We start from the raw sequence: 26,079 nt of genomic DNA, 5'->3' as shown, positions 1-26,079 counted from the left end.
ACCGGCTCCCTGCGCCTCAAGCCTGCGCGGGCACCTCCGATAGCAGCACACCCACCGTCGAATCTCGACCAGAAGTGGTGCCAACAAGGAGTACTGCCCGCATGCTTGCCAACCTGAAAATACGTACCGGAATGTTCTGGGTGCTGTCGCTGTTCAGCCTGACCCTGCTGTTCTCTACCGTCAGTGCCTGGCGGGCAGCGGTGGGCAGCGACCAGCAGATCACCGAACTGGACCAGACCGCACACCAGTCCGACCGGCTGAACAACGCCTTGTTGATGGCGATTCGCGCCAGCGCCAATGTGTCCTCGGGCTTCATCGAGCAGTTGGGTGGCCATGACGAGAGTGCAGCCAAGCGCATGGCGCTGTCGGTCGAGCTGAACGACAAGAGCCAGACGCTGGTCGACGAATTTGTCGAGAACACCCGCGATCCAGCCCTGCGCACGTTGGCAACCCAGCTGCAGGCTACCTTTGCCGATTACGCCAAGGCGGTGGCCGGGCAGCGTGAGGCAACCCGCCAGCGCTCGCTCGAGCAGTACTTCAGGGTCAACGGCGATGCCGGCAATGCCATGGGCCGGCTACAAGCGCTGCGCCAGCAACTGGTGGGCGCACTGAGCGAACGTGGCCAGCAGATCATGCTTGAGTCTGACCGGCGCCTGGCCCGCGCCCAACTGCTAAGCCTGGGGCTGCTGGCGGTGACCTTGGCGCTGGCGGCGCTGTGCTGGGCCTTTATTGCCCAGCGTGTTTTGCACCCCCTGCGCGAAGCCGGTCGGCATTTCCAGCGCATTGCCGGTGGCGACCTGAGCGTGCCGGTGCAAGGGCAGGGCAACAACGAGATCGGCCAGCTGTTCCACGAACTGCAGCGCATGCAACAGAGCCAGCGCGACACCCTGGGGCAGATCAACCACTGTGCCCGGCAGCTGGACGCCGCTGCCACGGCGTTGAACGCGGTTACCGAGGAAAGCGCCAACAACCTGCGCCAGCAGGGGCAGGAGCTGGAGCAGGCAGCCACCGCGGTGACCGAAATGACCACGGCCGTGGAGGAGGTTGCGCGCAACGCCATCACCACCTCGCAAACCACCAGCGAGTCCAACCAGCTGGCCGCGCAAAGCCGCCAGCAAGTCAGCGAAAACATCGACGGCACCGAGGCCATGACCCGCGAGATCCAGGCCAGCAGTGCGCACCTGGAGCAACTGGTCGGGCAGGTGCGCGATATCGGCAAGGTACTGGAAGTGATCCGCTCGGTGTCCGAGCAAACCAATCTGCTGGCGCTCAATGCTGCCATCGAGGCGGCCCGTGCCGGTGAGGCCGGGCGCGGCTTTGCGGTGGTGGCGGATGAGGTCCGCACGCTTGCCTACCGCACGCAACAATCGACCCAGGAAATCGAACAGATGATCGGCCGCGTGCAGGCGGGCACCGAAGCGGCGGTGGCGTCGATGCAGGCCAGCACCAACCGAGCGCAGTCGACACTGGACGTGACCCTGGCCTCGGGGCAGGTGCTGGAAGGTATCTACAGTGCGATTGGCGAAATCAACGAGCGCAACCTGGTCATCGCCAGTGCGGCCGAAGAGCAAGCTCAGGTGGCGCGGGAAGTGGACCGCAACCTGCTGAACATTCGCGAGCTGTCGATCAACTCGGCGACGGGAGCGCAGCAGACCAGCGAGGCGAGCAAGGCGCTGTCGGGGCTGGTGGGGGAAATGACGGCATTGGTGGGGCGGTTCAGGGTGTAAGGTTCGCCGGGCGACGGGCGTCAAACTCGAACCTGATCATTGTTACATTAAAAGTGGGTGAAACTTATTTAAAGTTCCCCTTGCGGGTTGACTTCGATACTACGCTTGAATAAAGTTCGATCGCCCCGAGAAAGGGCCTTTTTTCCATTCACTGAAGATTTCAATGGACACAGTATCTAGTCGCTGCCTGACCCCTGCCGTATGGCCGGGTCAGGCACTTGAACCGGAACACCGGTCCCGACACCCTGGTCGGGCAAGCCGCGCCAGAGCCTGATGCTCCGTCGTGACTTGCCGCCACCGGTGTCTGCCGGTTGGAGGCAAGCTCATGAACCTCACTTCATTCGTTTCACATTGTCTGTTCGCCGGCCTTGCGCCGCAGCAGGCCCGTGCCCGGCCGTCCCGCCTGCACGGGTACCCTGACGACAGCCAGGAGCCCCCCAGTAGATGCGGGCGGCTGGCGTGTCTTCATGCCCGTTTGAGCCCCCATACTTCTCACTGAATAAAAGATATTAAACGGTATCTTTGCTCTCGAACTTTTTAAATTAGAAGTTCGCGGGCAGTTATTGCCCGGTATTTATCAAAAGGAATCAAACCATGGACTGCGCGAGTAGAAAGTTCGCTGCCGAAACAACTTCCGACCCTCGGCAGCGGACAGACAACTGTCGGAAAAGCCCAGTATTTTTCTGCGGCCCGGCATGCCTTCGTTCACCGCCTGAGTGAAACGTCTGTGTGTCGTGCCGCCGCAGCGGCAGGAGCACAGCAACATGACTGTCAAACACCGCAACACCTCATCGGCCAAGGCCGAACGCGAAACCCGCCTGTCTACCCGCGCCGCCCGTGAAGCGCGCAATGGCCTGGCTGTCACCCTCGCCAACCTGGATGCCAGCGAACACGGCCTGACCGAGCACGAGGCTGCCAAGCGCCTGGAGCGCGATGGGGCCAACCAGGTCGACCACGACCCGCAACCCCACGCCCTGGTGCAGTTGCTCAAGGCCCTGCACAACCCGTTCATCTATGTACTGCTGACCCTGGCCGGGATCAGCTTCGTCACCGACTACTGGCTGCCGGTCAGCGCCGGCGAAACGGACGACGCCGACCTGACCAAGGTCATCATCATCATGACCATGGTCAGCCTCAGCAGCCTGCTGCGCTTCTGGCAGGAATACCGCTCGAACAAGGCCGCCGACGCGCTCAAGGCCATGGTGCGCACCACCGCCACCGTGCTGCGCCGCGAGCAGGTCGGGCAGGCCCCGCGCCTGCGCGAAGTGCCCATGGACGAACTGGTCGCCGGCGACATCGTGCAGCTTTCTGCAGGCGACATGATCCCCGCCGACATTCGTCTGCTCGAATCGCGCGACCTCTTCATCAGCCAGGCGGTGCTCACCGGCGAAGCGCTGCCGGTCGAGAAGTACGACACCTTGGGCAATGTCGCGCAGAAGTCCGCCACTGGGCATGGCGCTGACCAGGGCAACCTGCTCGAGCTGCCGAACATCTGCTTCATGGGCACCAACGTGGTCAGCGGCCGCGCCCGCGCCGTGGTGGTCGCCACCGGTCGACGTACCTACTTCGGCTCGCTGGCCAAAGCCATTGCCGGCTCCCGTAGCCAGACCGCCTTCGACCGCGGCGTGAACAGCGTCAGCAGCCTGCTGATCCGCTTCATGCTGGTGATGGTGCCGGTGGTGTTCATGATCAACGGTGTGGTCAAGGGCGACTGGGGTGATGCCTTCCTCTTCGCGCTTGCCGTGGCAGTGGGCCTGACCCCGGAAATGCTGCCGATGATCGTCAGCGCCAACCTGGCCAAGGGCGCCGTGGCCATGGCCCGCCGCAAGGTGGTGGTCAAGCGCCTGAACGCCATCCAGAACCTGGGCTCCATGGACGTACTGTGCACCGACAAGACCGGCACGCTCACCCAGGACCGGATCATCCTCGAGCACCATGTGCGCTTCGACGGCCAAACCGACAAGCACATCCTTGAACTGGCCTGGCTCAACAGCCATCACCAGAGCGGCATCCGCAACCTGATGGACCAGGCCGTGCTGCATTTCGCTGGCCAGGACCGTGAGTTCCAGGTGCCTTACGCCTACGCAAAGGTCGACGAACTGCCGTTCGATTTCATCCGCCGTCGCCTGTCGGTGGTGGTGAAAAACGCCTTGGGTGACCACCTGCTGGTCAGCAAGGGTGCGGTCGAGGAAATGCTCGCCATCGCCACCCATGTGCAGGAAGGCGACAGCGTCGTTGCACTGGACTCGCTCCGCCGCCAGCAGCTTCTGGCCAGCGCCGATGCCTACAACCAGGATGGCTTCCGTGTGCTGGTGGTCGCCACCCGCGAGATCCCGGCTGCCGAAGGCAAGGCGCAGTACCACACCGAGGATGAGCGCGACCTGGTGATTCAGGGCTTCCTGACCTTCCTCGACCCACCCAAGGAAACCGCCGGCCCGGCCATTGCCGCCCTGCGTGACATGGGTGTGCGGGTGAAGGTGCTGACCGGCGACAACCCGGTGGTTACCTGCAAGGTCTGCCGTGAGGTGGGCCTGGAGCCAGGCCTGCCACTGCTCGGCCAGGACATCGAGCGCATGGACGACACCACCCTGAAGCTTCAGGTGGAGGAACGCACGGTCTTTGCCAAACTCACTCCGCTGCAGAAGTCACGTGTGCTCAAGGCCCTGCAGGCCAATGGTCACACTGTGGGCTTCCTCGGCGACGGCATCAACGACGCCGCAGCCCTGCGCGATGCCGACGTGGGTATCTCGGTGGACAGCGGCACCGACATCGCCAAGGAGTCGGCCGACATCATCCTGCTGGAAAAGAGCCTGATGGTGCTGGAGGAGGGGGTGCTCAAAGGCCGCGAAACCTTCGGCAATATCATGAAGTACCTGTGCATGACTGCCAGCTCCAACTTTGGCAACGTGTTCTCGGTGTTGGTGGCCAGTGCGTTCATTCCCTTCCTGCCGATGCTGGCGATCCACCTGCTTCTGCAGAACCTGATGTACGACTTCTCCCAGCTGTCGCTGCCATGGGACCGCATGGACAAGGAGTTTCTCAGCAAGCCACGCAAATGGGATGCCCGCAACATCGGCCGCTTCATGCTGTGGATCGGCCCTACCTCGTCGATCTTCGACATCACCACCTTTGCCCTGATGTGGTATGTGTTCGCCGCCAACAGCGTCGAGATGCAGGCGCTGTTCCAGTCTGGCTGGTTCATCGAAGGGTTGCTGTCACAGACCTTGGTGGTACACATGCTGCGCACCCGCAAGGTGCCGTTCTTCCAGAGCACCGCTGCGCTGCCGGTGGTGCTGGCAACGGGGCTGGTGATGGCACTGGGTATCTACATCCCGTTCTCGCCGGTGGGCGCGATGGTCGGCCTAGTGCCGCTGCCGTGGGAATACTTCCCTTGGCTGGTTGCTACCCTGCTGGGCTATTGCGTGGTCGCGCAAGGGATGAAGACCCTCTACATCCGCCGCTTCGGGCAGTGGTTCTGAGCGAGGCGAGGAGAGCAAGCCATGCGAGTACTGATCTGTGCGGGACGCAACTATGCCGACACCCGGCGCTGCCGCCAGGCCCTGGATGACGTTCAGCGCCAACGGCCGATCCGGGTGTTGATCCACGGTGGCAGCCAATTCCTCGGCGGCGAGATCGAAAGCTGGGCACGCGAGCACGGGGCCGATCTGGTGCGCTACCCGCCGAACTGGCAGTTGCACGGCAAGCAGGCCGAACGCCTGCGCAACCTGTTCATGCTCAATGACAGCCGCCCTGATCTGTTGCTCGCGCTGCCTGGGGGCGACGACACCGAGGAACTGCTGGCCAGGGCTCGCGGCGCGGAGGTTCCGGTGATCTGCGGCAGGCAACCACGGCGGCCCGAGCGGGATGAACCTGGCGTGGGATAAGCCTGTCTGCCACTAGCCCTGTGGGAGCGGGTTCACCCGCGAAGAATCCAACGCGGTGGATGGCACCGGCTTCGCCGGTGTTCGCGGCTAAAGCCGCTCCTACAGGGCCTGCGTAAGCCTGAAGCGGGCACGGCACCTTTGGGAGCGGGCGTGCCCGAGAAGCAAGCGCGTCGGTTTTCGACAGCTCAAGCTTTGCGCAGTCGCTCCAGGCGGCTACTCAGCCTGGCTGCGCGGCCAGGCTGTTGCTCACGTTGCGCCCCAGCACCAGCACGGTGACAAAGCCGCAGCCCACCAACGCGGTGGCCAGGCTCAACAGCACTGCGGTGCCCATATGGTCGACCACCTGCCCGCCGAAGAACGAGCCCAGTGCAATGATCACCTGGAACATGGCCACGAACAGCGGCATGCCACGTTCAACATCCTTGGGCGCCACCACAAACATCCAGATATTGGCGCAGGCCGGGAACGCACCGAAGGCGAAGCCCCACAACGCGATCAGCATCGCGGCGCCGGTCATGCCGGTGGCGAAGTGCGGGAACAGGGCGGTGCTGACAGCAATCATGAGCGCGACCAGCATCAGGGTATGCCGCACGCTGCGGTTGGCAGCGTAGCCCGCAAAAATGTTGCCCATGAACCCGGCTACGCCATACAGCAGCAACAGCGAGCCAATCGTAGGCCCGTCAAAGCCGGCATTCTGTTTGAAGAACGGGGCAACATAGGTGTACGCGGCAAAGTGCGCCAGGCCGATCAGCAGCACGGCAATCAGCCCCACCCGCGCTTGAGGGTTGATGAACAAGGCTGGCAGGTCGCTGATGCGAATGGCCTTTTCCGGCAGCAGCCGCGGCAGCAGCAATACCTGCGCCAGCAGCACGGGTATGCCCACCAGTGCGGTGACCAGGAAAGTCATGCGCCAGCCCATCAGGCCGCTGAGCCAGGTGCCCACGGGCACGCCCACTACGGTCGCCAGGGTTACGCCAGCCATGATGATCGAGTTGGCCTTGGCCACGCCCATGCCGTCTGGGGCCAGGCGGCCGCTGAGGGCGATGGCGGTCGCCCAGAAGCCACCGATACTGACACCCAACAGCACGCGGCCGACCAACAGCAGGTTGAAGTCGACGGCGTAGGCCACGATGGTGTTGGCGATGATCATGATCAGCGTCAGGCCGATCAGCAGGTAGCGCCGGTCCAGCGCGCCGACCCCCACGGAAATCAATGGGGCGGCTAGCGCGGCCATGATACCGGGCAGCGTTACCATCAGGCCGGCAAGGCCTGCACTGATGCCAAGGTCACTGGCCACATCGTTGAGTACCCCCCCGGGAGGAACTCGCTGGTGACCAGGGCGAAGGCACCCACGGCGACCGAGAGGATTGCCAGCCATTGCTGCGTGACACTTTGTTGATTATGTTCGGGAAGGCCGCGAGGGGCCTGGCGGTTGCTTGGCATGGGGGTCGGTTCCATGAGGGATGTCGCCTGTAGCAGGCGCAGGAGCGGAGGGATTTGCAGGCGATTATAGGGATGGCCTTGCCAGACCGACAGGCAGGCCGCTTGATAGTAATCATCAGTGCAATCGATGAAACGCCTGGCATAGAGCGGAAAGTGCTGCAGTTCGTTGGTAAGTTTCGCGCCGACCAGGCACTCACGGCCCCCGAAAGCTGAGGGCCGCGGCGGCGAATTTACGTGCGATGCCCACTTAACGCAGCCGCGAATGCTTCCGCAGTAGGGCTTTCTTCCCAGGCCGGTATACCGGCAGGCAACGCCAGCCAAGGTTGCTTGTGCCTGACCCAGATATGCGCAACAGGCTGCAACGCAGCGCGTTCATGCAGTGTGCCAGCCCTGAGTACCCACAGCCCGGGTGCGGCCGAGGTGGTGTTGTAGATGCGGGTGTGGCAGGTCGCGCACAGGTAGTGCCGCGATTGCTGCCCCATCTGCTCGTACTGATATTCGACCATGGGGCCGTTCAGCGTGAACGCGTCTTCTGGTAGCAGGGCGTGCAGCGCAAAGCTGCTGCCGCTCCATGCCTGGCAATGCTGGCAATGGCAGGCATACACCGCCGCCTGCAGCGTGGTTGTGGAGTGGTAGGTAACAGCGCCGCAGCGGCACTCACCGGCAAGTTGCATGGGTGTTTTCTTCCTTGTTCACGCCTGGGGCGCTTGATTGATGTAGCAGGTTCGGTAAAGGATGCGGCAGATCCTGCTTGATTGAAACTGATCAAAGCTGCCTACCTGCTCATAGGAAATGTATGAACGCCCCGCAATTACAGTGGGAGACCCAGCGGGTTTTCCTCGCCGTCCTTCGAACTGGCAGCCTTTCTGCCGCCGCCCGTGCGCTGGGGATCGCCCAGGCTACGGCGCGGCGCCGGATCGACGCGTTGGAGCACAGCGTCGGTACCAGCCTGTTTGTCCGCTCGCCAGCAGGGTTGATGCCGACCGACACGGCCAGGGATCTGGTCGCCCATGCCGAGTCCATGGCGCTGGCCGCCGAAGCCTTCGCCCGCGCGGCTTCCGCCCAGGCCAGTGAGGCCGGCGGCACCGTACGGGTCACTGCCAGCCAGCTGCTGGGTGTCGAGGTGCTGCCGCCAATGCTGCGAGCGCTGCGCGAAGCGAGCCCCGGGTTGGCGTTGGAGCTTAGCGTTTCAAATCGCATGGAAGACCTGGCGTTGCAGGAGGCCGATGTAGCAGTGCGCATTCGTCGGCCCACCGAGGCGACGGTCGTTACGCGGCATGTGGGGGACCTGCGGGTGGGGCTGTACGCAACCGAAGCGTTGCTTGCGCACAAAGGCACCCCGCGCAGTCTCGATGACCTGGGCCGCTACCCGCTGATTGGGCCCGACCGCAACCTGACAGAGCTTGCGTTTCTGGGGCAGCAGGGCCTTGCCTGCAGCCTGGCGAGCACCGTTGTCCGCACCGACTGCCATCTGGCCCAGTTTGCAGCGCTCAGGGCGGGGCTCGGTATTGGCGTATGTGCCAACCAGTTGGCCAGGCAGCACGGGCTGGTGCAGGTGCTGCCGGGTGAAGTGGCTTTCCGCGTCGATATCTGGGTTGCCATGCACCATGATTTGCGCCGGGTAAGGCGGGTTGTGCAGGTATTCGACGGGCTGACGCGGGCACTGCAGCAGTACCTGGAATAGCGGTGCTCAGCCCTCCTGCAGCCTATGGGGCCACCAGCACATCACACTGCGATTCGTTCAGTACATGCTTGGTGACGCTGCCCACCAACAGCTCCTCCAGCGCGCTGGCACCCTGCTTGCCGACCACGATCAGGTCGCACTCCAGCTCCTGTTCCTGTTCGGCAATGCGCCAGCCAGGGTCACCGTGCACCAGGATCTGCCGCGCGTCGGCCATGCCGGCAGCCTCACTCAACGCAGCGAGTTGCGCCGCTGCATCCTTGCGGATGACATTGCGGTAATGGGTGAGCGTGTCGTGGTCGATATGGGCAAAGCGCACGCTGCCTTCGAACGGGGCTTCGTACACATGCAGCAGAATGATTTCGGCCTGTGGGGCAATGGCCTTGGCCAGTTTGATGGCGCGCAGCGAAACGGGTGAGAAGTCGACTGGCACCAGCACGCTGCGATAGGCGTCACGAGGGGCCGGCTTGACCACCAGCAAAGGGCAGGGCATGTGGTTGAGCATTTTCTGCACGGTCGAACCCAGCAGCAGGCGCCGCGCCACGCTCTGGCCCTTGGCGCCGCACACCAGCAGGTCGCTGCGTTTGTCCTGCACCACCCGGTTGATTTCCGTGATCACCGAGCCGCTGGCAACCTGCACGCCCGCGGAAATGTCATAGCGCTGGAACAGCAGGGCTGCCAGTGCGCGGGTTTTCTCGGCGGCGCTAGCCAGCACGCGCTTCAGCAGGTCGTCATCAGGCGCCACCAACTGCTTGAGGCGTTCGAAGGGCGCCGGGTTGGCAACGTAGAGCAGGTCCAGTGAGGCCTGCTGCGCTTTGCTCAGGTAGGCAGCGCGCTCCGCTGCGTTGCGGGCATGGGGGGACAGGTCGGTGGCTACCAGTACGTGTTTCAGCGGGTTCATGTGGGGCTCCTTGTCCAAGGCCGCGCACAGTGTTCGAGGGTTGTGCACTGTGCGCCTGGCGGTGCTTGAGTCATTCCTTGCTTGCAGCCATCGTCGCGCGAACCCGGCGCGACGGCTTGATTTGTGTCAATGGAGTGTAGGTGCCGCAGCGGATCATGCCGGCAACAACAGGCGCAGCACCCCCGTCATCACGATGGCAAACACCACCACCGGCAAGAGGGAAAACCGCGTAGCTGCGTACACCGTAAGCCCCAGCGCAATCAGGTCGGCCGGGTCCCCGGAAACGAACTTGGGTGCGATCACGGCAATCAGCACGCAGCCGGGCGCGGCGTTCAGTACCTGGGTCAGCTGCGGTCCCAGGGTGCCGTTGCGCAGCAGTAAAAAGCCCAGCGCACGAGTCAGGTTGGTGTCCACGGCCATGCATGGCTTGGCCCACAGGTAAGCGGTCACCAGGCCGGCCACGGTACCCGCGAGTACGTACCAGCCACCGGGAATCAGCAGGTAGAACAGTGCGGCAGTGATCAGGCTGAACAGCCAGGCCAGGGCGCCGTGTACGCCCCTCCACATACCCTTGAGCAGCACCAGGAAGACCGCGGCGCAGGCGATGTCAAAGCCATAGCTGCGCAGGTCCCCGAGCAGCGGCCCGACCTGCGCGCCGAGGACAAGGGCAAAAGGGATGAACCCCAGCAGCGCCGGCAATGCGGCAACCGCGCCGCGGCGCGGTTCGCTTTGCGGCAGGGTGGCGGGGGGATCGTTCAGTACAGGTTCATGGGTATTCATGGCCACCTCCAGTGGAGGCAAATTATTCCAATGTGCAGCTGGAATTGGCTTGCGTAGTTGCGCTGATGCGTCGAGCATTTGGCATCTGCTACCGACAATATCGATAAAGAGGTCTATAGATGCCAATCAAGCTCGACGCCATCGACCGGCGCATCCTGCGCGCGCTCCAGCGCGACGGCAGGTTGCAGAACCAGGAGCTGGCCAAGCAGGTGGGGTTGTCTGCTTCGCCGTGCCTACGACGGGTGCGCCTGCTGGAAGAGGCAGGCGTGATCGAACGCTATGTGGCGTTGCTGGACCCGGCCAAGGTAGCGCTGGGCCTGACCCTGTTCGTGCGGGTGTGGCTCAAGCGCCAGGACCAGGACACCACCGACGAGTTTGTCGAGGCCGTGCGGCAGTTGCCTGAGGTGGTGGAGTGCCATGTGATGGCGGGCGATTGCGACTTGCTGTTGCGGGTGGTGGCGGCAGACCTGGAAGCCTATCGACGCTTCCAGATCAAGCACCTGACCAGCCTGAGCGTGGTGCAGAACGTGAAGACCGAAGTGCCGATGGAAAAGATCAAGCTGACCACCGAGCTGCCGGTGTAGTCGTAATGCCCTGTGCTCGGTCTGCCTCGTTACCGTGTAGGAGCAGCCTTGTGCTGCGAAGAGGCCGGCAAGGCAATGGATATGCTTCGGCAGTGATGGCCTCCGCAGCACAAGGCTGCTCCTACAGGTACTTTGCATGGCTGAAAACCAGTGCCTCCTTGGCCCGGTTCAGCGGCTGGATCAGGTAATCGAAGATGGTCTGCTCACCGGTGCGGATATCCCCCATGGCAATTTTGTCGGCAATGGCCCAATCGGTCAGGCTTGCCATGTCCTTGTAGGAGCAGCCTTGTGCTGCGAAGAGGCCGGCAAGGCGATAGAGATGCCTCGGCAGTGATGGCCTCTTCGCAGCACAAGGCTGCTCCTACAGGTACTTTGCATGGCTTGAAACCAGTGCCTCCTTGGCCCGGTTCAGCGGCTGGATCAGGTAATAGAGGATGGTCTGCTCACCGGTGCGGATATCCACCATGGCAATTTTGCCGGCAATGGCCCAATCGGTCAGGCTTGCCATGTCCTTGTAGGAGCAGCCTTGTGCTGCGAAGAGGCCGGCAAGGCAATAGATATGCTTCGGCAGTGATGACCTCTTCGCAGCACAAGGCTGCTCCTACCTGGAGTTGTGTATGTCTTGAGGTCAATGCTTGATTCAGACCCACTCGGCGCGGTCTGCCAGCAGCCTGGCCTGGCGCAACAGCTCGTCATCCGGCGTCGCACTGGCAATGGCCAGACGCAGTTGCCCAAGGAACCGCCCCTGGATCGGCGCGATCGAGCCCGAGAACAGGCTCACCCCATCGCCCAGTGCGGCACCGATGGCCGCCAGGTCGGGCTTCAGCCCTTTGCCGCCGGTGTAGTGCAAGTCCAGGTAGCGCTTGCCGGCAGTACTGGCCTGTGCGGCCGGCGCGGCCTCGCTGAGCAGAATGCGGCTGACGGCGTGCCGGGGGTTGCCGAACACTTCCCACACCGCGCCGGTTTCGACGATGCGGCCTTGTTCCAGCACGGCTACACGGTCGCACAGGTCGCGGATTACCTGCATTTCGTGGGTGATCAGGACGATGGTCAGGCCCAGCCGCTGGTTGATGCTGCGCAGCAGGTCGAGGATCGCCTGGGTGCTTTCCGGGTCCAGCGCCGACGTGGCTTCGTCGCACAACAGAATCTGTGGCTCCAGCACCAGTGCCCGGGCAATGCCCACGCGCTGCTTCTGGCCACCGGAAAGTTGTGCGGGGTAAGCGCCGCCACGGCCGGCCAGGCCGACCAGGCGCAACAGTTCCTCGACCCGGGCGCTGCGCTGTGCCTGCGCCACCCCGGCCATGCGCATCGGCAACTCGATGTTCTCGGCCACGGTGCTGTTGGCCAGCAGGTTGAAGTGCTGGAAGATCATTGCCACCTTGCGCCGCAGCGCGCGCAAGGGCTTGCCGTGCAGCCCGGCGATGTCCTGGCCGTCGATCAGTACCTGGCCAGCGCTGGGGGCTTCTAGGCGATTGAGCAGGCGCAGCAGCGAGGATTTGCCCGCACCGCTGCGGCCGATGATGCCGAACACCTCGCCACGGCGTACCTGCAGGTCGATATTGTCCAGCGCACTGACCGCGCCGTAGTGTTTGTGGATGCCGCGCAGGCACAGCTGCGCATCGGTTGGCTGGATTTGCTGCTGGTAACGGCTCATGTTCGGGTTCCATGCCCTCTGTCACCAGAGGGCGTCAGGGGTCAGAAGCCAGGGGCGATCTGGCCTTTGTAACGGGTCAGGATGAAGTTGCGCACTTCAGGCGAGTTGAGCGCCTTGGCCAGCTTCTGGATGCCGGGGTCCTGCAGGTTGTCGGGGCGGGCGACCAGATATTCCACGTACAGGTCCTTGCCTTTCTCCACGATTAGCGCGCTGTTGGTATCGATGCCGGCCTCCAGGGCGTAGTTGGCGAAGACGAAGGCGAGGTCGACCTGTTTCACCGAGCGCGCCAGCATGGCGCCCTCCAGCTCGCGGATTTTCAGGTGGCGGGGGTTGTCGGTGATGTCGCGCTGGGTGGACTGCGGGTTGGCCGGGTCCTTCAGCTTGAGCAGCCCGGCCTCGGCCAGCAGCACCAGGGCACGGCCGGTGTTGACCGGGTCGTTGGGGATGGCGACGCTGGCGCCATCGGGCAGCTCTGCCAGGTTCTTGTACTTGGCCGAGTAGGCGCCGAACGGTTCGATGTGCACGCCCACCACTGGCACCAGGTCGGTGTGCCGGGTTTTGTTGAAGTCGTTCAGGAATGGCCGGTACTGGTAGTAGTTGGCGTCCAGGTTCTTTTGCGCCAGTTGCAGGTTGGGCTGTATGAAGTCGTTGAACACCTTGATGTCCAGGTCGACCCCTTGTTTGGCCAGGGCCGGTTTGACGAATTCGAGGATTTCCGCGTGCGGTACCGGCGTAGCGCCGACCACAAGGTGTTCGGCGGCCTGGGCACTGAAGGCGAGGAAAGCGGCGAGGGCAGTGAGGGTCTTTTTCATGGTCGGTACCTGAGAAGTGTAGGGGCTCAGCGGCGGGTGAAATGCCTTACCAGGCGGTCACCGCTCATCTGCAGCGCCTGCACCAGCAGGATCAGCAGCAGCACGGTGACCACCATCACATCGGTCTGGAAGCGTTGGTAGCCAAAGCGGATCGCCAGGTCGCCCAGGCCGCCACCGCCGATCACCCCGGCCATGGCGGTGTAGTCGACCAGCACGATGGCAGTGACGGTGACCGCCGCAATCAGCCCGGTGCGCGCTTCGGGCAGCAGGGTGTAGCGGATGATCTGCGCGATGCTGCCACCCATGGCCTGGCTGGCCTCGACCAGGCCGCGGTCCACCTCGCGCAGGGCGGTTTCAACCAGCCGCGCAAAGAACGGCGTGCAGCCGACCACCAGCGGCGGGATGGTGCCCTTGACCCCCAGCGAGGTGCCGGTCAACAGGGTGGTCAGCGGAATCAGCACGATCAGCAGGATGATGAACGGCAGCGAGCGCAGCACGTTGACCACCACCGACAGGCTTCGGTACAGCGGGCCGTGGGCCAGCAACTGGCGCTGCCCGGTGAGGTACAGCAGTACGCCAAGGGGCAGGCCAAACAGCACGGTAAAGCCCAGCGCGGCGCCCAGCATGCTCAGTGTTTCAAGGCAGGCCTGGGCGATTTCCGCCCAGTCGACGTTGGTCAGCAGGTCGTTCATTGGCGTGGCCTCAGTTCCAGTCGTGGCGAGGCGGCTTGATGCCGTTCAGTGCCCAGTTGCCGACCAGGTGGTACTTCCAGCGGACCGGGTCGTGCAGGGTGTGCACGCGGGCGTTGCGCCAGTGGCGGTCAAAGTTGTGGCGGGTCATCGACGAGCGCGTGCCGCCCAGTTCGAACAGGCGGTTGCTGGCCTCGATGGCGGCCTCGGTGGTCAGTACCTTGGCCTTGGCCACCGCAATCGAAGCCAGGGCCACGTTGTCTTCGTTCGGTGCGGGCCTGGCCGCATCCAGGGCCTGGCCTGCACGTTCGAGCAGTGCCTCGGCGGCCTCCTGGCGAATTTCCAGCGAGCCGACCTGGATGATGGTCAGCGGGTCTTCGCTGGCCTTGTCGACCTGGGCATCGATCCACGGCCGGGCATGTTCGCGCACGAAGGCAATGGTGTCGTCCAGCGCTGCGCGGCCGATACCGGCGTCGATGGCTGCGGTGGTCAACTGGGCGAAAGGCCCGGCGAGGGTCGGGCTTTCGTAGGAGCGGTAGCTGGGGAACAGGTTGAACGCCGGCACCCGCAGGCCGTCGAGCAGCACCGTGCCGCTGGAGGTGGTGCGTTGGCCCATGCTGCTCCAGTCGTCGACAATCACCAGCCCGGCGCTGCCGCGCTGGACGAAGGCCAACTGGGCACGGTCCTGCTCGTCCAGCGCCAGCACGCCCAGCCAATGGGCGTACAACGAGCCGGTGCAGTAGCCCTTGCGCCCGTCGATGCGGTAGCCGTCACCCTCGGCGACCAGGCGCGTGCGAATGTCCTGCACGGTCTTGCCGCCGGTTTCCGACAGGGCATTGGCAAAGCGATGGCCTTGCAGTACCAGCTCGTAGAAGAAGCGTTGCTGTTCTGCGGTGCCTTGCAGGCGGATGTCTTCGAGCAGGCAGTAGTGGTTTTGCGGAATCTGCCCAAGCGAAGGGTCGGCAGCGGAGACGATGGCGATCACCCGGGCGAGTGTGGCGAACGATACCTCGGCGCCACCATAGGCCCGTGGCACGGTGATGCCCCACAGCCCGCTGTTGGAAAACGCGTCGACGATGTCGGCGGGTACTTCGCGGTTGCGGTCGCGCTCGGCGGCGCCCTCGCGCAGCAGTCCGGCAACTTGATGAGCGACGGCCAACGCTTCGGCGTCGTCGCGAATGATGTGCGCCGCCGGTGGGCGGATTTCGTAAGTGGCAGATACGGTCAAGTCAGGCATGAGCAGCTCGAATGCAGTCGGATGACCTTGCATTGCAGCTGCTGTGCCAATGTTTTAGTCCAGTAAAATCAGGCTTTTAGATGCCTGAGATGGGCTGTTCCTGCCTGAAAACGCAACTAACTGTTGTTGTGCTGTCCGCCTTGCAACAGCAGTTGGGTGAGTGTGTCCATGGCCGGCGTCGTCTGGCTGCCTTTGCGGGTGACCAGCTCGTAGGGGTCGCTGACCGAGCCCATGGTCAGGGGCAGCATGCGCACTTGCTGGTTCATCGCGCATTGCCGGGCCACGTCAATCGACACCAACGCCACAAAGTCGGGGCGGTCCTGCAGCAGCGACAGGGTCGCCAGGATCGAGGTGGTTTCAACCAGGTGCAGCGGGAAGCGCAGCCCGGCGTCGTGGAATTCGCGCTCCAGTTGCACGCGCATCGGCATGTTGGCCCGGTATACGATCCAGCGGCTCTCGGCCAATTCGGCAAGGCTGACGGTTTGGGCGTGTTTGAGCGGGTGGTCGACATTGGCGATTACCGCCAGCGTCTCATCCTGGACAAAGGTGCTGGCAAACAGTTGCGGCGTATTGCTGACGCTGGTGCGGCACAGGGCAATGTCCAGCCGGCCGCTTTCGATCTGTGCCAGCAGCGACTGGCTGGTGTCTTCGATGATCTCGAACGACATCTGCGGCTGGATACTGGCCAGCTGTGATACGGCCCGCATCAGCAATGGCACAGCGCCCATGATGGCGCCCACCGCCAGCCGGCCGCCCACCCCGCGCAGGATGGCATCCAGGTCATGGCGCAGGTTGGAAATATCGGTTTGCACCACGCGCGCGTAGCGGATGGCGCAGTGCCCCGCGGCAGTGGGCTCCAGCCCGCGGTTGGTGCGGTTGAACAGCACCGTGCCGAAGGTGGTTTCGATTTCCTGCAGCGCCTTGCTGGCACCGGGCTGGGTAAGCCCGACGCTGCCTGCTGCACCCAGCAGCGAGCGGTGCTCGTCCAGCTCGATGAGCAGGCGCAGGTGGCGGGCATGCAGCCTGGACATGATCGAGTTAAGTGATGGGGTCATCGGGTATGCGCTCTGGTTATACCGCTATGGATTGTTCTCAATACCATGGCCAGGCGCGCATTCCTATACTGGCGCTGCACGGTGTCGCATTCAGTGCGGCTGAACCGCCCAGAACAACAATGCCAGGAGCCTGCTGAGCCTTATGTCCCTGATCAACTACATCACCCAGATCCAATTCGATATCGGCGCCATTGCCCTCTTGCCTGCCGAGTGCGAGCGCATTGGTATAACCAGGCCTTTGATCGTGACCGACCGTGGCGTGCGCGCTGCCGGTATCGTCGATACGGCGTTGAACACCTTTGCCGACAGCGCTGCCCAACTGCCGATCTATGACGGTACGCCACCCAACCCCAACGAGACCGCGGTGCGTGAAGCCGTGGCCATGTTCAAGGAGTGCGGCTGTGACGGCATCATTGCCATTGGCGGCGGCTCGGCGATCGACCTGGCCAAAGGTGTGGCGGTGTGTGCCCGGCACGAAGGGCCATTGAAAAGCTTTGCGGTGATCGAAGGCGGCCTGGCGCGAATCACGCCGGCAACTGCGCCGGTGATTGCCGTACCCACTACGGCCGGGACCGGCAGCGAGGTAGGGCGGGGCGCCATTCTGATTCTCGATGACGGGCGCAAGGTGGGCGTGATCTCGCCCCATGTGGTGCCCAAGGCGGCCATCTGCGACCCGGCGCTGACCCTTGGCCTGCCCGCGCAACTTACCGCGGCCACCGGCATGGATGCGATTGCCCACTGCCTGGAAACCTTCATGGCACCTGCATTCAACCCACCTGCCGACGGCATCGCCCTGGACGGCCTGTGGCGCGCCTGGCGCTTCATCGAAAGCGCGACCCGAGACCCGCAGAACCTCGATGGGCGTATCAACATGATGAGCGCTTCGCTGCAAGGTGCGCTGGCCTTCCAGAAGGGCCTGGGCTGTGTGCACAGCCTTAGCCATGCCTTGGGCGGGATCAACCCGCGCCTGCACCATGGCACCCTCAACGCGATTTTCCTGCCTGCTGTCATCACCTTCAACCGCAAGGCCGACACCGTGCTGAACGAGCACAAGATGGCGCGTATCGCCCAGGCGATGGGGCTGGCAGACGAAAGCCAGATCGAACAGGCCATTCACGACATGACCCGCGCGTTGGGCCTGGCGACCGGCCTGCGCGAACTGGGTGTCAGCGAAGAGCAGTTCCCACGCATAATCCAGGGCGCGTTGGCCGATCACAGCCATCGGACCAACCCGCGTGAGGCGTCTGCCGAGGACTACCAGTGGTTGCTTGAAGCGTCGATGTAAGGCGCCAATCCGCTGTTCAATCAATAACAACAAAAGTGAACGCCCATGAATACCAAGTACGCGCAAGCCGAGCTTGCCCCCACAGGGGAAGCGGTCGCCAACTCCAACCCGTTCAAAAAGTACCAGGTCATCACCGTCAGCCTGTTGCTGGTGATCGGCATCATCAATTACGTCGACCGCAGTGCGCTGTCGATCGCCAATACGTCCATCCAGCGCGACATGGGCATCACGCCGTCACAGATGGGCATTTTGCTGTCGGCGTTTTCCTTGGCGTATGCCTTCTCGCAGCTGCCGCTGGGCATGATCATCGACCGCCTGGGCAGCAAGATCTCGCTGGGGGCGGCGCTGCTGGGTTGGTCGGTGGCACAGACAGCCTCCGGCCTGATCAACAGCTTTTCCGCATTCATCGGGTTGCGGGTGGTGCTGGGGATTGGCGAAGCACCGATGTTCCCGTCGGCAGCGAAAGCCCTGGCGGAGTGGTTCGAGGCCGAAAAGCGCGGCACACCGACGGGCATCGTCTTGTCATCGACCTGCATCGGGCCGTGCCTGGCGCCACCGTTGCTGACCCTGCTGATGATCACCTGGGGCTGGCGCGGCATGTTCATTGTCACTGGGGTATTCGGCATCCTGGTCGCCGCCTGCTGGTTTGCCTTCTACAAAAGCAAGGCGCGTTACCTGGCCGAGTTGCCTGCCGAGGAACGTGAGCGGCTGCTGGCGACACAGGCCCATAAACAGCCGGTGGCAAGTGCCAGGCCGAGCCTGCGGGCACAACTGGCGGCCTGGGCCGAGCTGTTTCGCCACAAGAGCACCTGGGGCGCCGTACTGGGCTTCATGGGGGTGATCTACATGCTGTGGCTGCACCTGACCTGGCTGCCGGGCTACTTCGAGCGCGAACATGGCTTGAGCCTGTACCAGACGGCCTGGGTGGTTTCGCTGGCCTATGTATTCGGCGCGTTGGGCACCATTGTCGCGGGCCGCATCTGCGACCGCCTGGTGAAGAACGGCGCCAGCGTGTTGGGTAGCCGCAAGCGGGTAGTGGTGGCTGCGTTGTTCGCGGCGGCGGCATTTACCGTTCCGCTGTCGTTCGGCAGCGGCTTCATGCTCAGCGTTGCGCTGCTGTGCTGCGCACTGTTCAGCGTGAACATGGCCAGCTCTACCGCCTGGATGATTGCCAACACCGTGGTCGATAGCCAGCGCGTGGCCTCGTTTGGCTCGATCCAGAACTTTGGTGGCTACCTGGCAGGCTCGGTGGCACCGATCGTGACCGGGTTCAGCATCCAGCAGACCGGGTCGTTTGCTTCGGCGTTCCTGATCAGTGCTGCGGTGGCGGCGGTGGCGGCGATGGCTTATGTACTGCTGCTGAAGCAGCCGGTTTCTGCCGACCAGTGATCGCCAGGCCTGTGCAATCCCTGTGGGAGCGGCCTTGTGTCGCGATTGGGCCGCAGAGCGGCCCCAGGATCCTTGCAGGACCGTCGAGACCGATGGGGCCGCGTTGCGGCCCAATCGCGACACAAGGCCGCTCCCACAAGGATCGCATCAGCTTCCAGAAGTCGTTTCATAACGGTTTGTGATGCCAGGCATCATGACAATATATTTATCCTTATCAATTTCAGGCCCTAGCATCGGTTGCCCGGCATCGCCCATTTCCATGAGGTCTTGATGAACAGTTCGCTTTTCGTACCCCAACGTACCGCGGCCCTGTTGCTGCAGCACTGGCGCAGCGGTGACTTGCTGGCGGAACTGCCTGCCAGCCTCAGGCCCGAAACCTTGAAACAAGGCTATGACAGCCAGGATCAGTTCTTCGCCGCCGCCGCTGGTCAGCGTGCCGGGTGGAAGCTGGGTGTCGGCAGCCCCGCAGGCATGCGTGCGGCCAACCTGTCCCGGCCGCTGATTGGCCAACTGGAAGCAAAGCGCTGCCACGCTGATGGTGTGCGCATCGAGCTGCCGGCGGTGACACCTGTAACCATCGAATGCGAGATTGCCTTCGTGCTTGACCGCGATATCCCCCCGCAAGCGGGACGGCTGCCGGCCAGCGAGGATATCCGCGCAACCTGCGTCACTTTCGAGGTGGTGCGCTCACGCTTCGTCGACCGCAAGAGCGTCGGTTGGCCAAGCTTCGTGGCGGACAACGTGGGCTTTGAAGCGTTGGTCGTGGGCAACAGCCTCGGGGCAGGCATCAACGTACCCTTGCTTGCAGACCTGGCCGAGACCACCGAGGTGTACGTAGACGGCGAATTACGCGCCCGCGGCTTGTCTGGCGATGCTGCGACCGACCCGCTGGTGTCGCTGGCCCACCTGTATGCCCATGCTGCCGAACGCGGCCAGACATTGAAGGCAGGTGATGTGGTGACCACGGGGGCCATGTGCCAGCCGTTCGACCTGAATCAAACAGGCCATCAGGTTAGCGCCAGGTTCCTTGGCCAGGCGCTGTCGTTCACGCTGTAACCACCGACCATTGATCAAACGCCGCCTGCATCCTCTGCCGGGTTTGTGGGTCGGCGGGGATCAGGTGCTCGATCCGCAATGATTCCACGGTGATATCCAGCGGCATGCCGAAGGTGGTGAAGGTCGACAGGAACCTGAGCTCGCCATAGGGGTGCTCACGCGGGTCAGCAACACGGGCGCGATACCTGCCGCCTGCTCTGGGTTGGCCGGGGTTGGAAGATTGCGCAAGTGTTCTGCCAGCGTCGGGTTGCCCACTGCCTCCCTGGATGCACGTTGCCAGGCAACGGCACGAATTTCCTGCGCATTGGCCAGATGATCGCCCAGGCCGCCAGGGCGCAGCAGCGTATCCAGAAGGTTAAGGCCAGGCGCCGCCTGTGCCGCAACACCCACCATCGCCAACAGCAGGCCGGTACTGGCATTGGCAGCGATGACCTGCCAGTTGCTGTCGATGACGATTGCAGGTGCAGGGTTGTTCGCCTGCAGGATGTGTTCGATGGCGGCATGCACCAATGCCAGTTCAGGCGCGTCGAGCGGCGAGGCCGCGTAGCGGGGCGCGTACCCGGCGGCAGTGAACACTTCGTTGCAGTGCTCCAGTGGCGCGCCAAGGGCCGAAAGCAGGGCATGCAAGGTGCCAGGGCTGGCCTTGGCGCGCCCGGTTTCCAGGCAGCTCAGGTGGCGCTGCGATACGCCAGCCAATAGCGAAAGCGCCAACTGGCTGAGCCCGGCCTGCTGGCGCAAGTGGCGCAGATGCTGGCCTGCCGAAGTATCCGGCGCAGGGCTTTTGCGATGGAACAGATGATGACTCATGCCTTGATCCTTATCGTCCTTGATTGCAGCGTCCATGACCTCACAGGTCATTGAGCGCAGGCAACCCTATCACTACTGTGCCGGCAAACCCTACCGAGGAAAGGACGATGGGCTTGCGTATCTGCGCGCTGGCGTTGCTGGTGCTGTTTTCGCTGTATACCGGCTGGACGATGCTGATTGCCGAGCAGTCGCTGCTGGCGTTTGGGCTAACGCTGCTGTCGCGGCCAGGCACTGCCCAGGTGGTCATTGACCTGTACCTGATGGCGGGGCTGGCCTGCGTCTGGATGGTGAGGGACAACCGTATGCGGGGCGGGAAGGGGATATCGTTGCTGCCCTACCTGTTGCTGACGGCTGTATTCGTTTCGGCGGGGCCGCTGTTGTATCTCGTCAACAGAGGCGTTGCCGGGGGGCGTCAGCCATGAGCAATCGGGGCTGTCGGCCTGTTGGGTTTCTGCGCACTCATTACTGCGAGCACAGGTAACTGAACCAAAATATTGCATGAGTCATCTTGATGCATTCACATAGCAGTACTAATACTTAAGCACTGCCGAAGAGGGATGATCATGCAGACGCGCTTCGTTGTGGTTCCTGCAGTGCCAATAAACAGAGAGGTTTACCCACGGCGCCTTGGCTTTCCGGCCGCACTTGGGGAGGGTTATGACCTTTACGACACACAAGAAAAGATGCGCTTGAGCCTCAACTTTTCCACACGGGCCCAGGCCGAGTTCGAGTGCGCGTGCCGCAACCGCAGCCCGGAAGGCGATGAAGCGGGTATTGTCGGTATTGGCTGATTCGGTGAAGCCCAGGTAAGGGATGGGATATCTTTATTGATGGCACCGGCTACGCCGGTGTTCGCGGGTGAACCCGCTCCCACACTGATCGCGCAGGCTTCAAGCTCTGTGAACAAGGCGGCTGACTGCGCAGGCACCACGCCGGTCTTGAATGCAACACCATACCCTGTGGGAGCGGGTTCACCCGCGAACACCGGCGCAGCCGGTGCCAGGCATCGCGCCCTCAACCTTGTTCACGCAGCGCTTCACTGTTCGTTGACGGTGGCCCAGGCGCGGGCTTCGGCCTCTTCTTTCGACAAACCCCTGTCTTCGTAACTCGCCTCTATGTGCTCGGCCTTGCGCTTCTGCTTGTCTGTGCGTCATGGCACAGGCAAAAAGCTCTACCGTGCGGCCTGCCACTCAACAGTCACAAAGCTGTAACACAGCTGATGCAAAGTGTGCCGGCCATCACAAGGAGCACTTTTTGATGAAACGCCTGATGAAGTCTGCTGCAATCGCCGTTGCGGTCTCCCTTTGCGCCACTTCGGCAGCCTTTGCTGCAGAAAACGTTCGCCTGACAGGTTCCGGCGCCAGCTTCCCTGCACCGATCTACCTGACCTGGTTCAAGGACTTCAGCAAGAACACTGCTGGCGTTACCGTTGACTACCAGTCCAAGGGCAGCGGAGCGGGCGTTCAGGACTTCCTGAACAAGACCGTCGACTTCGCCGCCAGCGACTCGGCCATGAGCGAAGCAGACATTGCCAAGGTTGGCGAAGGCGTGCAGTTGCTGCCAATGACCGCCGGTGAAATCGTCCTGGCCTACAACCTGCCGGGCAACCCTAAAGGGCTGAAGCTGCCGCGCGAGGTGTACTCAAACATCTTCCTGGGCAAGATCACCCAGTGGAACGACCCGCAAATCGCCGCGGCCAACCCTGAGCTGAAACTGCCAGCTACCCCGATCACCGTGGTCGTGCGTGCTGACTCCAGCGGTACCACTGCGGTCTTCACCAAGCACCTGTCGGCCATCAACGCTGATTTCAAGCAAGGGCTGGGTGAGGGCAACACCGTCAACTGGCCGGCCACCGACAAGTTCATCAAGTCGCCGAAGAACGATGGCGTAACCGCCACCGTCCGCCAGACCCCGGGCGCCATCGGCTACATCGAATACGGCTTCGCCAAGCTGGCCAAGGTCGACTTCGCCGTGCTGCAGAACAAGGCTGGCCAATACGTTGTGCCAAACGCAGAGAGCGGTGCCGAAGCACTGGCTGCGGTGAACATGCCGGAAAACCTGGTGGCCTGGCTGCCTGACCCGGACGGTGCCAAGTCCTACCCGATCACTTCCTACACCTGGATGATCTTCCGCAAGGACAACGGCAACCCGGCAAAAGCCAAGGCCATGCGTGAAATGGTCGAGTACAGCCTGACCAAAGGCCAGACCATCGCCGACTCGATGGGTTACATCCCGCTGCCTGCGTCGGTTGTCGACCAGGTGCGTAAAGCGTCTGCCAACATCCAGTAATACCCAGGCGCTCCCGGTATCGGCATGAAGCCATGCCGGGGGTGTTTGTCCCTTGTCCCGGAACTTGCCCATGAACACACCCTTTGCCATACCGGATAACCCCGATTCCGCGTGCCAGCCACCGTCTGCGAAAGACTTCCTGGTCGATCGCACCTTCCGTGCGCTTGCACGCATTGGTGTGGTGCTGGTACTGGCGCTGGTCTTCGCGCTGGTCTACGAAGTGGGCCGCAAGGCACTGCCCGGCATCGAAAAGCACGGCTTTGACGTGCTGTTCGGCAGCGTCTGGGACGTCAACCAAGGCAAGTACGGTATTCTGCCAGCGATCTGGGGCACGCTTTACAGTGCCTTCATCGCCCTGTTGATCGCCGGTTTCTTCGGCGTCAGCATGGCCATTTTCCTCACCCAGGATTTCCTTCCGGCCAAGCTCGCCGCGGTGTTTCGCACCATCGTCGAACTGCTCGCCGCCATCCCCAGCGTGGTCTACGGCCTGTGGGGCATCTATGTGGTCATCCCGGCGATTCGCCCGCTGACCGCCTGGTTGAACAGCGAGCTGGGCTGGATCCCGTTTTTCGGCACCTCCCTGAGCGGGCCTGGCCTGCTGCCTGCTGCGCTGGTACTGGCGATCATGATCCTGCCGACCATCGCTGCCGTTTCCCAGGATGCGCTGACCAGCGTACCGATGAAAACCAAGCAGGCTGCCTACGGCATGGGTACTACCCACTGGGAAGCCATCCTCAAGGTGATGGTGCCATCGGCTGCTACCGGCATCTTTGGTTCGCTGGTACTGGGCCTGGGCCGCGCGCTCGGTGAAACCATGGCGCTGGCCATGCTGGTCGGCAACGCCAACACCATTTCCCTTTCCTTGTTCGCCCCGGCCAACACCCTGGCGGCGCTGCTGGCGCTGAACTTCCCGGAAGCCGGCCCCAACGAGGTCGAAGTGCTGATGTACGCGGCACTGGTCCTGATGTTCATCACCCTGCTGGTGAACGTGCTCGGCTCGATGATCATGCTCTACGCCCAGCGGGGTAACAAACAATGACTGACCTGACGACCCCTGTAGCCGCATTGCCCAGCCTGCAACGCAAGCTGGAAGGCCGTGCCCTGCGCAGCGTGCTTTTGACTACCCTGGCATGGCTCGCGGCGCTGGTGGCCAGCGTGCCGCTGATTTCCGTGCTGTACATGCTGATCACCCGCGGCGGTGCACGCCTTAGCCTGGAAGTGTTCACCGAGCTGCCGCCGACCGGCTTCGAGATGGGTGGCGGTTTTGGTAACGCCATGGCCGGTACCTTCGTCATGGTCGGCATTGCCGCAGCCATCGCGGTACCGGTCGGTATCCTCGCCGCGGTGTTCCTGGCCGAACTCGGCCCCGACAGCAAGCTGGCCAACGCCGCGCGCTTTGCCGCCAAGATGCTCACCGGCCTGCCGTCGATCCTGGCCGGGGTGTTTGCCTACGCCCTGGTGGTGATGACCACCGGTACCTACTCGGCGCCGGCTGGGGGTGTGGCCCTGGCAGTACTGATGCTGCCGATCGTGGTGCTGACCGCTGAAGAGTCGATGAAGATGGTGCCCAAGATCATGAAAGACGCCGCCTACGGCATGGGCTGCACCCGTGCCCAGGTGATCTGGAAGATCGTCCTGCCCACCGGCCTGCCGGCCATCCTCACCGGCGTCATGCTGGCCGTGGCACGCGCCGCTGGCGAAACCGCGCCACTGCTGTTCACCGCATTGTTCAGCAACTACTGGATCTACCATGACGGCAGCCTGGCGGTCATGAACCCTACGGCCTCGCTCGCCGTACTGATTTACAACTTCTCCGGCATGCCATTCGACAACCAGCTCGAGCTCGCCTGGGCGGCCTCGCTGGTGCTGGTAATGATCGTGCTGGTAATCAACATTCTGAGCCGAGTCTTCGGCAAGCCCAAGTATTGAGAAAGGGAGCATCCAACTTGAACGTATCCACTGCGCAAAGAGCCGCTCCCATGGTCAGTGAAGCAACCCCCATCGTCATGGACTGCAAGCTGGACAAGATTTTCTACGGCAACTTCATGGCCGTGCGTGACAGCCATGTGCCGATCAGGAAGAACGAGATCACCGGCTTCATCGGGCCGTCGGGCTGCGGCAAGAGTACCGTGCTGCGTAGCCTCAACCGCATGAACGACCTGGTGAAGGGCTTCCGGTTTGAAGGCCATGTGCACTTCCTGGGCCAGGATGTCTACGGCAAGGGTGTTGACCCGGTGGTCGTGCGCCGCTACATCGGCATGGTGTTCCAGCAGCCCAACCCGTTCTCGATGAGCATCTTCGACAACGTCGCCTTCGGCCTGCGCCTGAACCGCTACAAGGGCGACCTGGGTGACCGCGTGAAGCACGCCTTGCAAGGCGCCGCGCTGTGGGACGAAGTGAAGGACAAGCTCAAGGTCAGCGGCCTGTCGCTGTCCGGCGGCCAGCAGCAGCGTCTGTGCATTGCCCGTGCCATCGCCACCGAGCCCGAAGTGCTGCTGCTGGACGAACCCTGCTCGGCACTCGACCCTATTGCCACCCGTCGCGTGGAAGAGTTGATGGTCGAGCTGAAGAAGGACTACACCATCGCCCTGGTGACCCACAACATGCAGCAGGCGATTCGTGTGGCCGACACCACGGCGTTCTTCTCGGTCGATATTTCTCAGGGCAGCCGCACTGGTTACCTGGTCGAGATGGGCCCTACGGCGCAGATTTTCCAGAACCCACGCGAGCAACTGACCAGCGACTACATCAGCGGCAAGTTCAGCTGAGTCAGCACGCCCAAGGTGGCCGGGTGTTGCAGCCAGGG

Annotated in this window: 24 protein-coding genes and 3 pseudogenes; 14 read left to right on the top strand and 13 right to left on the bottom strand. The window is 63.0% G+C overall.

Annotation, left to right across the window (positions count from 1 at the left end; translation table 11 throughout):
* The first annotated feature begins 101 nt into the window (after nucleotides 1–101).
* From ABI582_RS01000 to ABI582_RS00990, 3 genes are all read left to right on the top strand, one after another.
* Nucleotides 102–1,727 carry a methyl-accepting chemotaxis protein gene (locus ABI582_RS01000; RefSeq protein WP_442118107.1) on the top strand — a complete coding sequence of 542 codons (1,626 nt, stop codon included), beginning with the start codon at nucleotides 102–104 and terminating at the stop codon, nucleotides 1,725–1,727.
* 764 nt (nucleotides 1,728–2,491) lie between these two features.
* Nucleotides 2,492–5,206: a magnesium-translocating P-type ATPase gene (mgtA, locus tag ABI582_RS00995; RefSeq protein ID WP_442118106.1), complete on the top strand. Its 2,715-nt coding sequence runs from the start codon at nucleotides 2,492–2,494 to the stop codon at nucleotides 5,204–5,206.
* Between the two features lie 21 nt (nucleotides 5,207–5,227).
* Entirely contained in the window at nucleotides 5,228–5,611 is a 384-nt protein-coding gene (locus ABI582_RS00990) for a DUF2493 domain-containing protein (protein ID WP_016486148.1), read from the top strand.
* Nucleotides 5,612–5,828: 217 nt separating this feature from the next.
* Here ABI582_RS00990 and ABI582_RS00985 read toward each other — a convergent pair.
* Nucleotides 5,829–7,054 (bottom strand): annotated as a pseudogene (locus ABI582_RS00985) (MFS transporter).
* A 230-nt stretch (nucleotides 7,055–7,284) separates the two neighbouring features.
* Entirely contained in the window at nucleotides 7,285–7,728 is a 444-nt protein-coding gene (locus ABI582_RS00980; protein WP_442118105.1) for a GFA family protein, read from the bottom strand.
* Between the two features lie 122 nt (nucleotides 7,729–7,850).
* Here ABI582_RS00980 and ABI582_RS00975 point away from each other — a divergent pair, with 122 nt between their 5' ends.
* Nucleotides 7,851–8,738 carry a LysR family transcriptional regulator gene (locus ABI582_RS00975; protein ID WP_442118104.1) on the top strand — a complete coding sequence of 296 codons (888 nt, stop codon included), beginning with the start codon at nucleotides 7,851–7,853 and terminating at the stop codon, nucleotides 8,736–8,738.
* A gap of 22 nt (nucleotides 8,739–8,760) precedes the next feature.
* Here ABI582_RS00975 and ABI582_RS00970 read toward each other — a convergent pair whose 3' ends face one another.
* Together ABI582_RS00970 and ABI582_RS00965 are read right to left on the bottom strand one after the other, a co-directional pair.
* Nucleotides 8,761–9,636: a universal stress protein gene (locus ABI582_RS00970; protein ID WP_442118103.1), complete on the bottom strand. Its 876-nt coding sequence runs from the start codon at nucleotides 9,634–9,636 to the stop codon at nucleotides 8,761–8,763.
* A 153-nt stretch (nucleotides 9,637–9,789) separates the two neighbouring features.
* On the bottom strand, nucleotides 9,790–10,056 hold the full coding sequence (locus tag ABI582_RS00965) for an AzlD family protein (RefSeq protein ID WP_442118425.1): 267 nt from the start codon (nucleotides 10,054–10,056) through the stop codon (nucleotides 9,790–9,792).
* A gap of 479 nt (nucleotides 10,057–10,535) precedes the next feature.
* Between ABI582_RS00965 and ABI582_RS00960 the strand changes: the two genes are divergently transcribed.
* Complete coding sequence (locus ABI582_RS00960; protein ID WP_012272789.1) at nucleotides 10,536–11,000, top strand: Lrp/AsnC family transcriptional regulator; 465 nt, start codon at nucleotides 10,536–10,538, stop codon at nucleotides 10,998–11,000.
* 121 nt (nucleotides 11,001–11,121) lie between these two features.
* Here ABI582_RS00960 and ABI582_RS00955 read toward each other — a convergent pair whose 3' ends face one another.
* The 7 genes from ABI582_RS00955 to ABI582_RS00925 all read right to left on the bottom strand — a co-directional run bounded on the left by ABI582_RS00955 (nucleotide 11,122) and on the right by ABI582_RS00925 (nucleotide 16,447).
* Nucleotides 11,122–11,268 (bottom strand): hypothetical protein, encoded by a 147-nt coding sequence (locus tag ABI582_RS00955; protein ID WP_442118433.1) that lies wholly within the window; start codon nucleotides 11,266–11,268, stop codon nucleotides 11,122–11,124.
* A gap of 93 nt (nucleotides 11,269–11,361) precedes the next feature.
* On the bottom strand, nucleotides 11,362–11,508 hold the full coding sequence (locus ABI582_RS00950; RefSeq protein WP_442118432.1) for a hypothetical protein: 147 nt from the start codon (nucleotides 11,506–11,508) through the stop codon (nucleotides 11,362–11,364).
* A 132-nt stretch (nucleotides 11,509–11,640) separates the two neighbouring features.
* The gene (locus ABI582_RS00945) at nucleotides 11,641–12,654 is read right to left on the bottom strand and encodes a methionine ABC transporter ATP-binding protein (RefSeq protein ID WP_442118102.1); all 1,014 of its coding nucleotides are present in this window, start codon (nucleotides 12,652–12,654) and stop codon (nucleotides 11,641–11,643) included.
* Between the two features lie 41 nt (nucleotides 12,655–12,695).
* On the bottom strand, nucleotides 12,696–13,466 hold the full coding sequence (locus ABI582_RS00940) for a MetQ/NlpA family ABC transporter substrate-binding protein (RefSeq protein WP_338747085.1): 771 nt from the start codon (nucleotides 13,464–13,466) through the stop codon (nucleotides 12,696–12,698).
* A 26-nt stretch (nucleotides 13,467–13,492) separates the two neighbouring features.
* Nucleotides 13,493–14,158 (bottom strand): methionine ABC transporter permease, encoded by a 666-nt coding sequence (locus tag ABI582_RS00935; protein WP_019472129.1) that lies wholly within the window; start codon nucleotides 14,156–14,158, stop codon nucleotides 13,493–13,495.
* A 10-nt stretch (nucleotides 14,159–14,168) separates the two neighbouring features.
* Nucleotides 14,169–15,392, bottom strand: coding sequence for an SfnB family sulfur acquisition oxidoreductase (locus ABI582_RS00930; RefSeq protein ID WP_442118101.1), 1,224 nt, complete (start codon nucleotides 15,390–15,392; stop codon nucleotides 14,169–14,171).
* 116 nt (nucleotides 15,393–15,508) lie between these two features.
* Nucleotides 15,509–16,447, bottom strand: a complete 939-nt coding sequence (locus ABI582_RS00925; RefSeq protein WP_442118100.1) for a LysR family transcriptional regulator — start codon at nucleotides 16,445–16,447, stop codon at nucleotides 15,509–15,511.
* A gap of 142 nt (nucleotides 16,448–16,589) precedes the next feature.
* Between ABI582_RS00925 and ABI582_RS00920 the strand changes: the two genes are divergently transcribed.
* From ABI582_RS00920 to ABI582_RS00910, 3 genes are all read left to right on the top strand, one after another.
* Complete coding sequence (locus ABI582_RS00920; RefSeq protein ID WP_442118099.1) at nucleotides 16,590–17,732, top strand: iron-containing alcohol dehydrogenase; 1,143 nt, start codon at nucleotides 16,590–16,592, stop codon at nucleotides 17,730–17,732.
* 45 nt (nucleotides 17,733–17,777) lie between these two features.
* A complete protein-coding gene (locus ABI582_RS00915; RefSeq protein WP_442118098.1) occupies nucleotides 17,778–19,121 on the top strand; it encodes an MFS transporter in 1,344 nt (447 codons plus the stop codon).
* A gap of 270 nt (nucleotides 19,122–19,391) precedes the next feature.
* Complete coding sequence (locus ABI582_RS00910; protein WP_442118097.1) at nucleotides 19,392–20,177, top strand: 2-keto-4-pentenoate hydratase; 786 nt, start codon at nucleotides 19,392–19,394, stop codon at nucleotides 20,175–20,177.
* Here ABI582_RS00910 and ABI582_RS00905 read toward each other — a convergent pair.
* A pseudogene (locus ABI582_RS00905) lies at nucleotides 20,167–20,984 on the bottom strand (MmyB family transcriptional regulator). The gene ABI582_RS00910 and the pseudogene ABI582_RS00905 sit on opposite strands and share 11 nt — an antisense overlap.
* 107 nt (nucleotides 20,985–21,091) lie before the next feature.
* Between ABI582_RS00905 and ABI582_RS00900 the strand changes: the two are divergent.
* The gene (locus ABI582_RS00900; protein ID WP_442118096.1) at nucleotides 21,092–21,406 is read left to right on the top strand and encodes a DUF2834 domain-containing protein; all 315 of its coding nucleotides are present in this window, start codon (nucleotides 21,092–21,094) and stop codon (nucleotides 21,404–21,406) included.
* Nucleotides 21,407–21,541: 135 nt separating this feature from the next.
* Complete coding sequence (locus ABI582_RS00895) at nucleotides 21,542–21,775, top strand: hypothetical protein (RefSeq protein WP_338747093.1); 234 nt, start codon at nucleotides 21,542–21,544, stop codon at nucleotides 21,773–21,775.
* Between the two features lie 248 nt (nucleotides 21,776–22,023).
* Here ABI582_RS00895 and ABI582_RS00890 read toward each other — a convergent pair.
* Nucleotides 22,024–22,101, bottom strand: a pseudogene (locus tag ABI582_RS00890) (termination factor Rho); the annotation flags it as partial.
* A gap of 140 nt (nucleotides 22,102–22,241) precedes the next feature.
* On the opposite strand from ABI582_RS00890, the gene pstS reads away from it, so the two are divergent.
* The 4 genes from pstS (at nucleotide 22,242) to pstB (ending at nucleotide 26,041) form a co-directional block, all read left to right on the top strand.
* Complete coding sequence (gene pstS / locus ABI582_RS00885; protein WP_442118095.1) at nucleotides 22,242–23,273, top strand: phosphate ABC transporter substrate-binding protein PstS; 1,032 nt, start codon at nucleotides 22,242–22,244, stop codon at nucleotides 23,271–23,273.
* Nucleotides 23,274–23,343: 70 nt separating this feature from the next.
* Entirely contained in the window at nucleotides 23,344–24,312 is a 969-nt protein-coding gene (gene pstC, locus ABI582_RS00880) for a phosphate ABC transporter permease subunit PstC (protein WP_016486165.1), read from the top strand.
* Nucleotides 24,309–25,202 carry a phosphate ABC transporter permease PstA gene (gene pstA / locus ABI582_RS00875; protein ID WP_016486166.1) on the top strand — a complete coding sequence of 298 codons (894 nt, stop codon included), beginning with the start codon at nucleotides 24,309–24,311 and terminating at the stop codon, nucleotides 25,200–25,202. Before pstC ends, pstA begins: the two co-directional genes overlap by 4 nt.
* A gap of 50 nt (nucleotides 25,203–25,252) precedes the next feature.
* Nucleotides 25,253–26,041 carry a phosphate ABC transporter ATP-binding protein PstB gene (gene pstB, locus ABI582_RS00870; RefSeq protein WP_016500238.1) on the top strand — a complete coding sequence of 263 codons (789 nt, stop codon included), beginning with the start codon at nucleotides 25,253–25,255 and terminating at the stop codon, nucleotides 26,039–26,041.
* Nucleotides 26,042–26,079 lie beyond the last annotated feature (38 nt).

The sequence above is a fragment of the Pseudomonas sp. SAS7 genome (assembly GCF_052112345.1).
GTDB lineage: Bacteria > Pseudomonadota > Gammaproteobacteria > Pseudomonadales > Pseudomonadaceae > Aquipseudomonas > Aquipseudomonas putida_Q.
The sequence above is the reverse complement of the archived record's forward strand: the minus strand, read 5'-3'. Positions and strand labels throughout refer to the sequence as shown.

Excerpts from the sequence above, each read along its gene's own strand:
- ABI582_RS00980 (WP_442118105.1), bottom strand. The coding sequence starts at position 7,728 with ATGCAACTTGCCGGTGAGTGCCGCTGCGGCGCTGTTACCTACCACTCC.
- ABI582_RS00990 (WP_016486148.1), top strand. The coding sequence starts at position 5,228 with ATGCGAGTACTGATCTGTGCGGGACGCAACTATGCCGACACCCGGCGC.
- ABI582_RS00945 (WP_442118102.1), bottom strand. The coding sequence starts at position 12,654 with ATGAGCCGTTACCAGCAGCAAATCCAGCCAACCGATGCGCAGCTGTGC.
- ABI582_RS00910 (WP_442118097.1), top strand. The coding sequence starts at position 19,392 with ATGAACAGTTCGCTTTTCGTACCCCAACGTACCGCGGCCCTGTTGCTG.
- pstS (WP_442118095.1), top strand. The coding sequence starts at position 22,242 with ATGAAACGCCTGATGAAGTCTGCTGCAATCGCCGTTGCGGTCTCCCTT.
- ABI582_RS00915 (WP_442118098.1), top strand. The coding sequence starts at position 17,778 with ATGAATACCAAGTACGCGCAAGCCGAGCTTGCCCCCACAGGGGAAGCG.
- ABI582_RS00925 (WP_442118100.1), bottom strand. The coding sequence starts at position 16,447 with ATGACCCCATCACTTAACTCGATCATGTCCAGGCTGCATGCCCGCCAC.
- ABI582_RS00930 (WP_442118101.1), bottom strand. The coding sequence starts at position 15,392 with ATGCCTGACTTGACCGTATCTGCCACTTACGAAATCCGCCCACCGGCG.
- ABI582_RS00920 (WP_442118099.1), top strand. The coding sequence starts at position 16,590 with ATGTCCCTGATCAACTACATCACCCAGATCCAATTCGATATCGGCGCC.
- ABI582_RS00955 (WP_442118433.1), bottom strand. The coding sequence starts at position 11,268 with ATGGCAAGCCTGACCGATTGGGCCATTGCCGACAAAATTGCCATGGGG.
- ABI582_RS00975 (WP_442118104.1), top strand. The coding sequence starts at position 7,851 with ATGAACGCCCCGCAATTACAGTGGGAGACCCAGCGGGTTTTCCTCGCC.
- ABI582_RS01000 (WP_442118107.1), top strand. The coding sequence starts at position 102 with ATGCTTGCCAACCTGAAAATACGTACCGGAATGTTCTGGGTGCTGTCG.
- ABI582_RS00900 (WP_442118096.1), top strand. The coding sequence starts at position 21,092 with ATGGGCTTGCGTATCTGCGCGCTGGCGTTGCTGGTGCTGTTTTCGCTG.
- ABI582_RS00950 (WP_442118432.1), bottom strand. The coding sequence starts at position 11,508 with ATGGCAAGCCTGACCGATTGGGCCATTGCCGGCAAAATTGCCATGGTG.
- ABI582_RS00970 (WP_442118103.1), bottom strand. The coding sequence starts at position 9,636 with ATGAACCCGCTGAAACACGTACTGGTAGCCACCGACCTGTCCCCCCAT.
- pstB (WP_016500238.1), top strand. The coding sequence starts at position 25,253 with ATGGTCAGTGAAGCAACCCCCATCGTCATGGACTGCAAGCTGGACAAG.
- pstA (WP_016486166.1), top strand. The coding sequence starts at position 24,309 with ATGACTGACCTGACGACCCCTGTAGCCGCATTGCCCAGCCTGCAACGC.
- ABI582_RS00940 (WP_338747085.1), bottom strand. The coding sequence starts at position 13,466 with ATGAAAAAGACCCTCACTGCCCTCGCCGCTTTCCTCGCCTTCAGTGCC.
- ABI582_RS00965 (WP_442118425.1), bottom strand. The coding sequence starts at position 10,056 with ATGGCCGTGGACACCAACCTGACTCGTGCGCTGGGCTTTTTACTGCTG.
- mgtA (WP_442118106.1), top strand. The coding sequence starts at position 2,492 with ATGACTGTCAAACACCGCAACACCTCATCGGCCAAGGCCGAACGCGAA.
- pstC (WP_016486165.1), top strand. The coding sequence starts at position 23,344 with ATGAACACACCCTTTGCCATACCGGATAACCCCGATTCCGCGTGCCAG.
- ABI582_RS00895 (WP_338747093.1), top strand. The coding sequence starts at position 21,542 with ATGATCATGCAGACGCGCTTCGTTGTGGTTCCTGCAGTGCCAATAAAC.
- ABI582_RS00960 (WP_012272789.1), top strand. The coding sequence starts at position 10,536 with ATGCCAATCAAGCTCGACGCCATCGACCGGCGCATCCTGCGCGCGCTC.
- ABI582_RS00935 (WP_019472129.1), bottom strand. The coding sequence starts at position 14,158 with ATGAACGACCTGCTGACCAACGTCGACTGGGCGGAAATCGCCCAGGCC.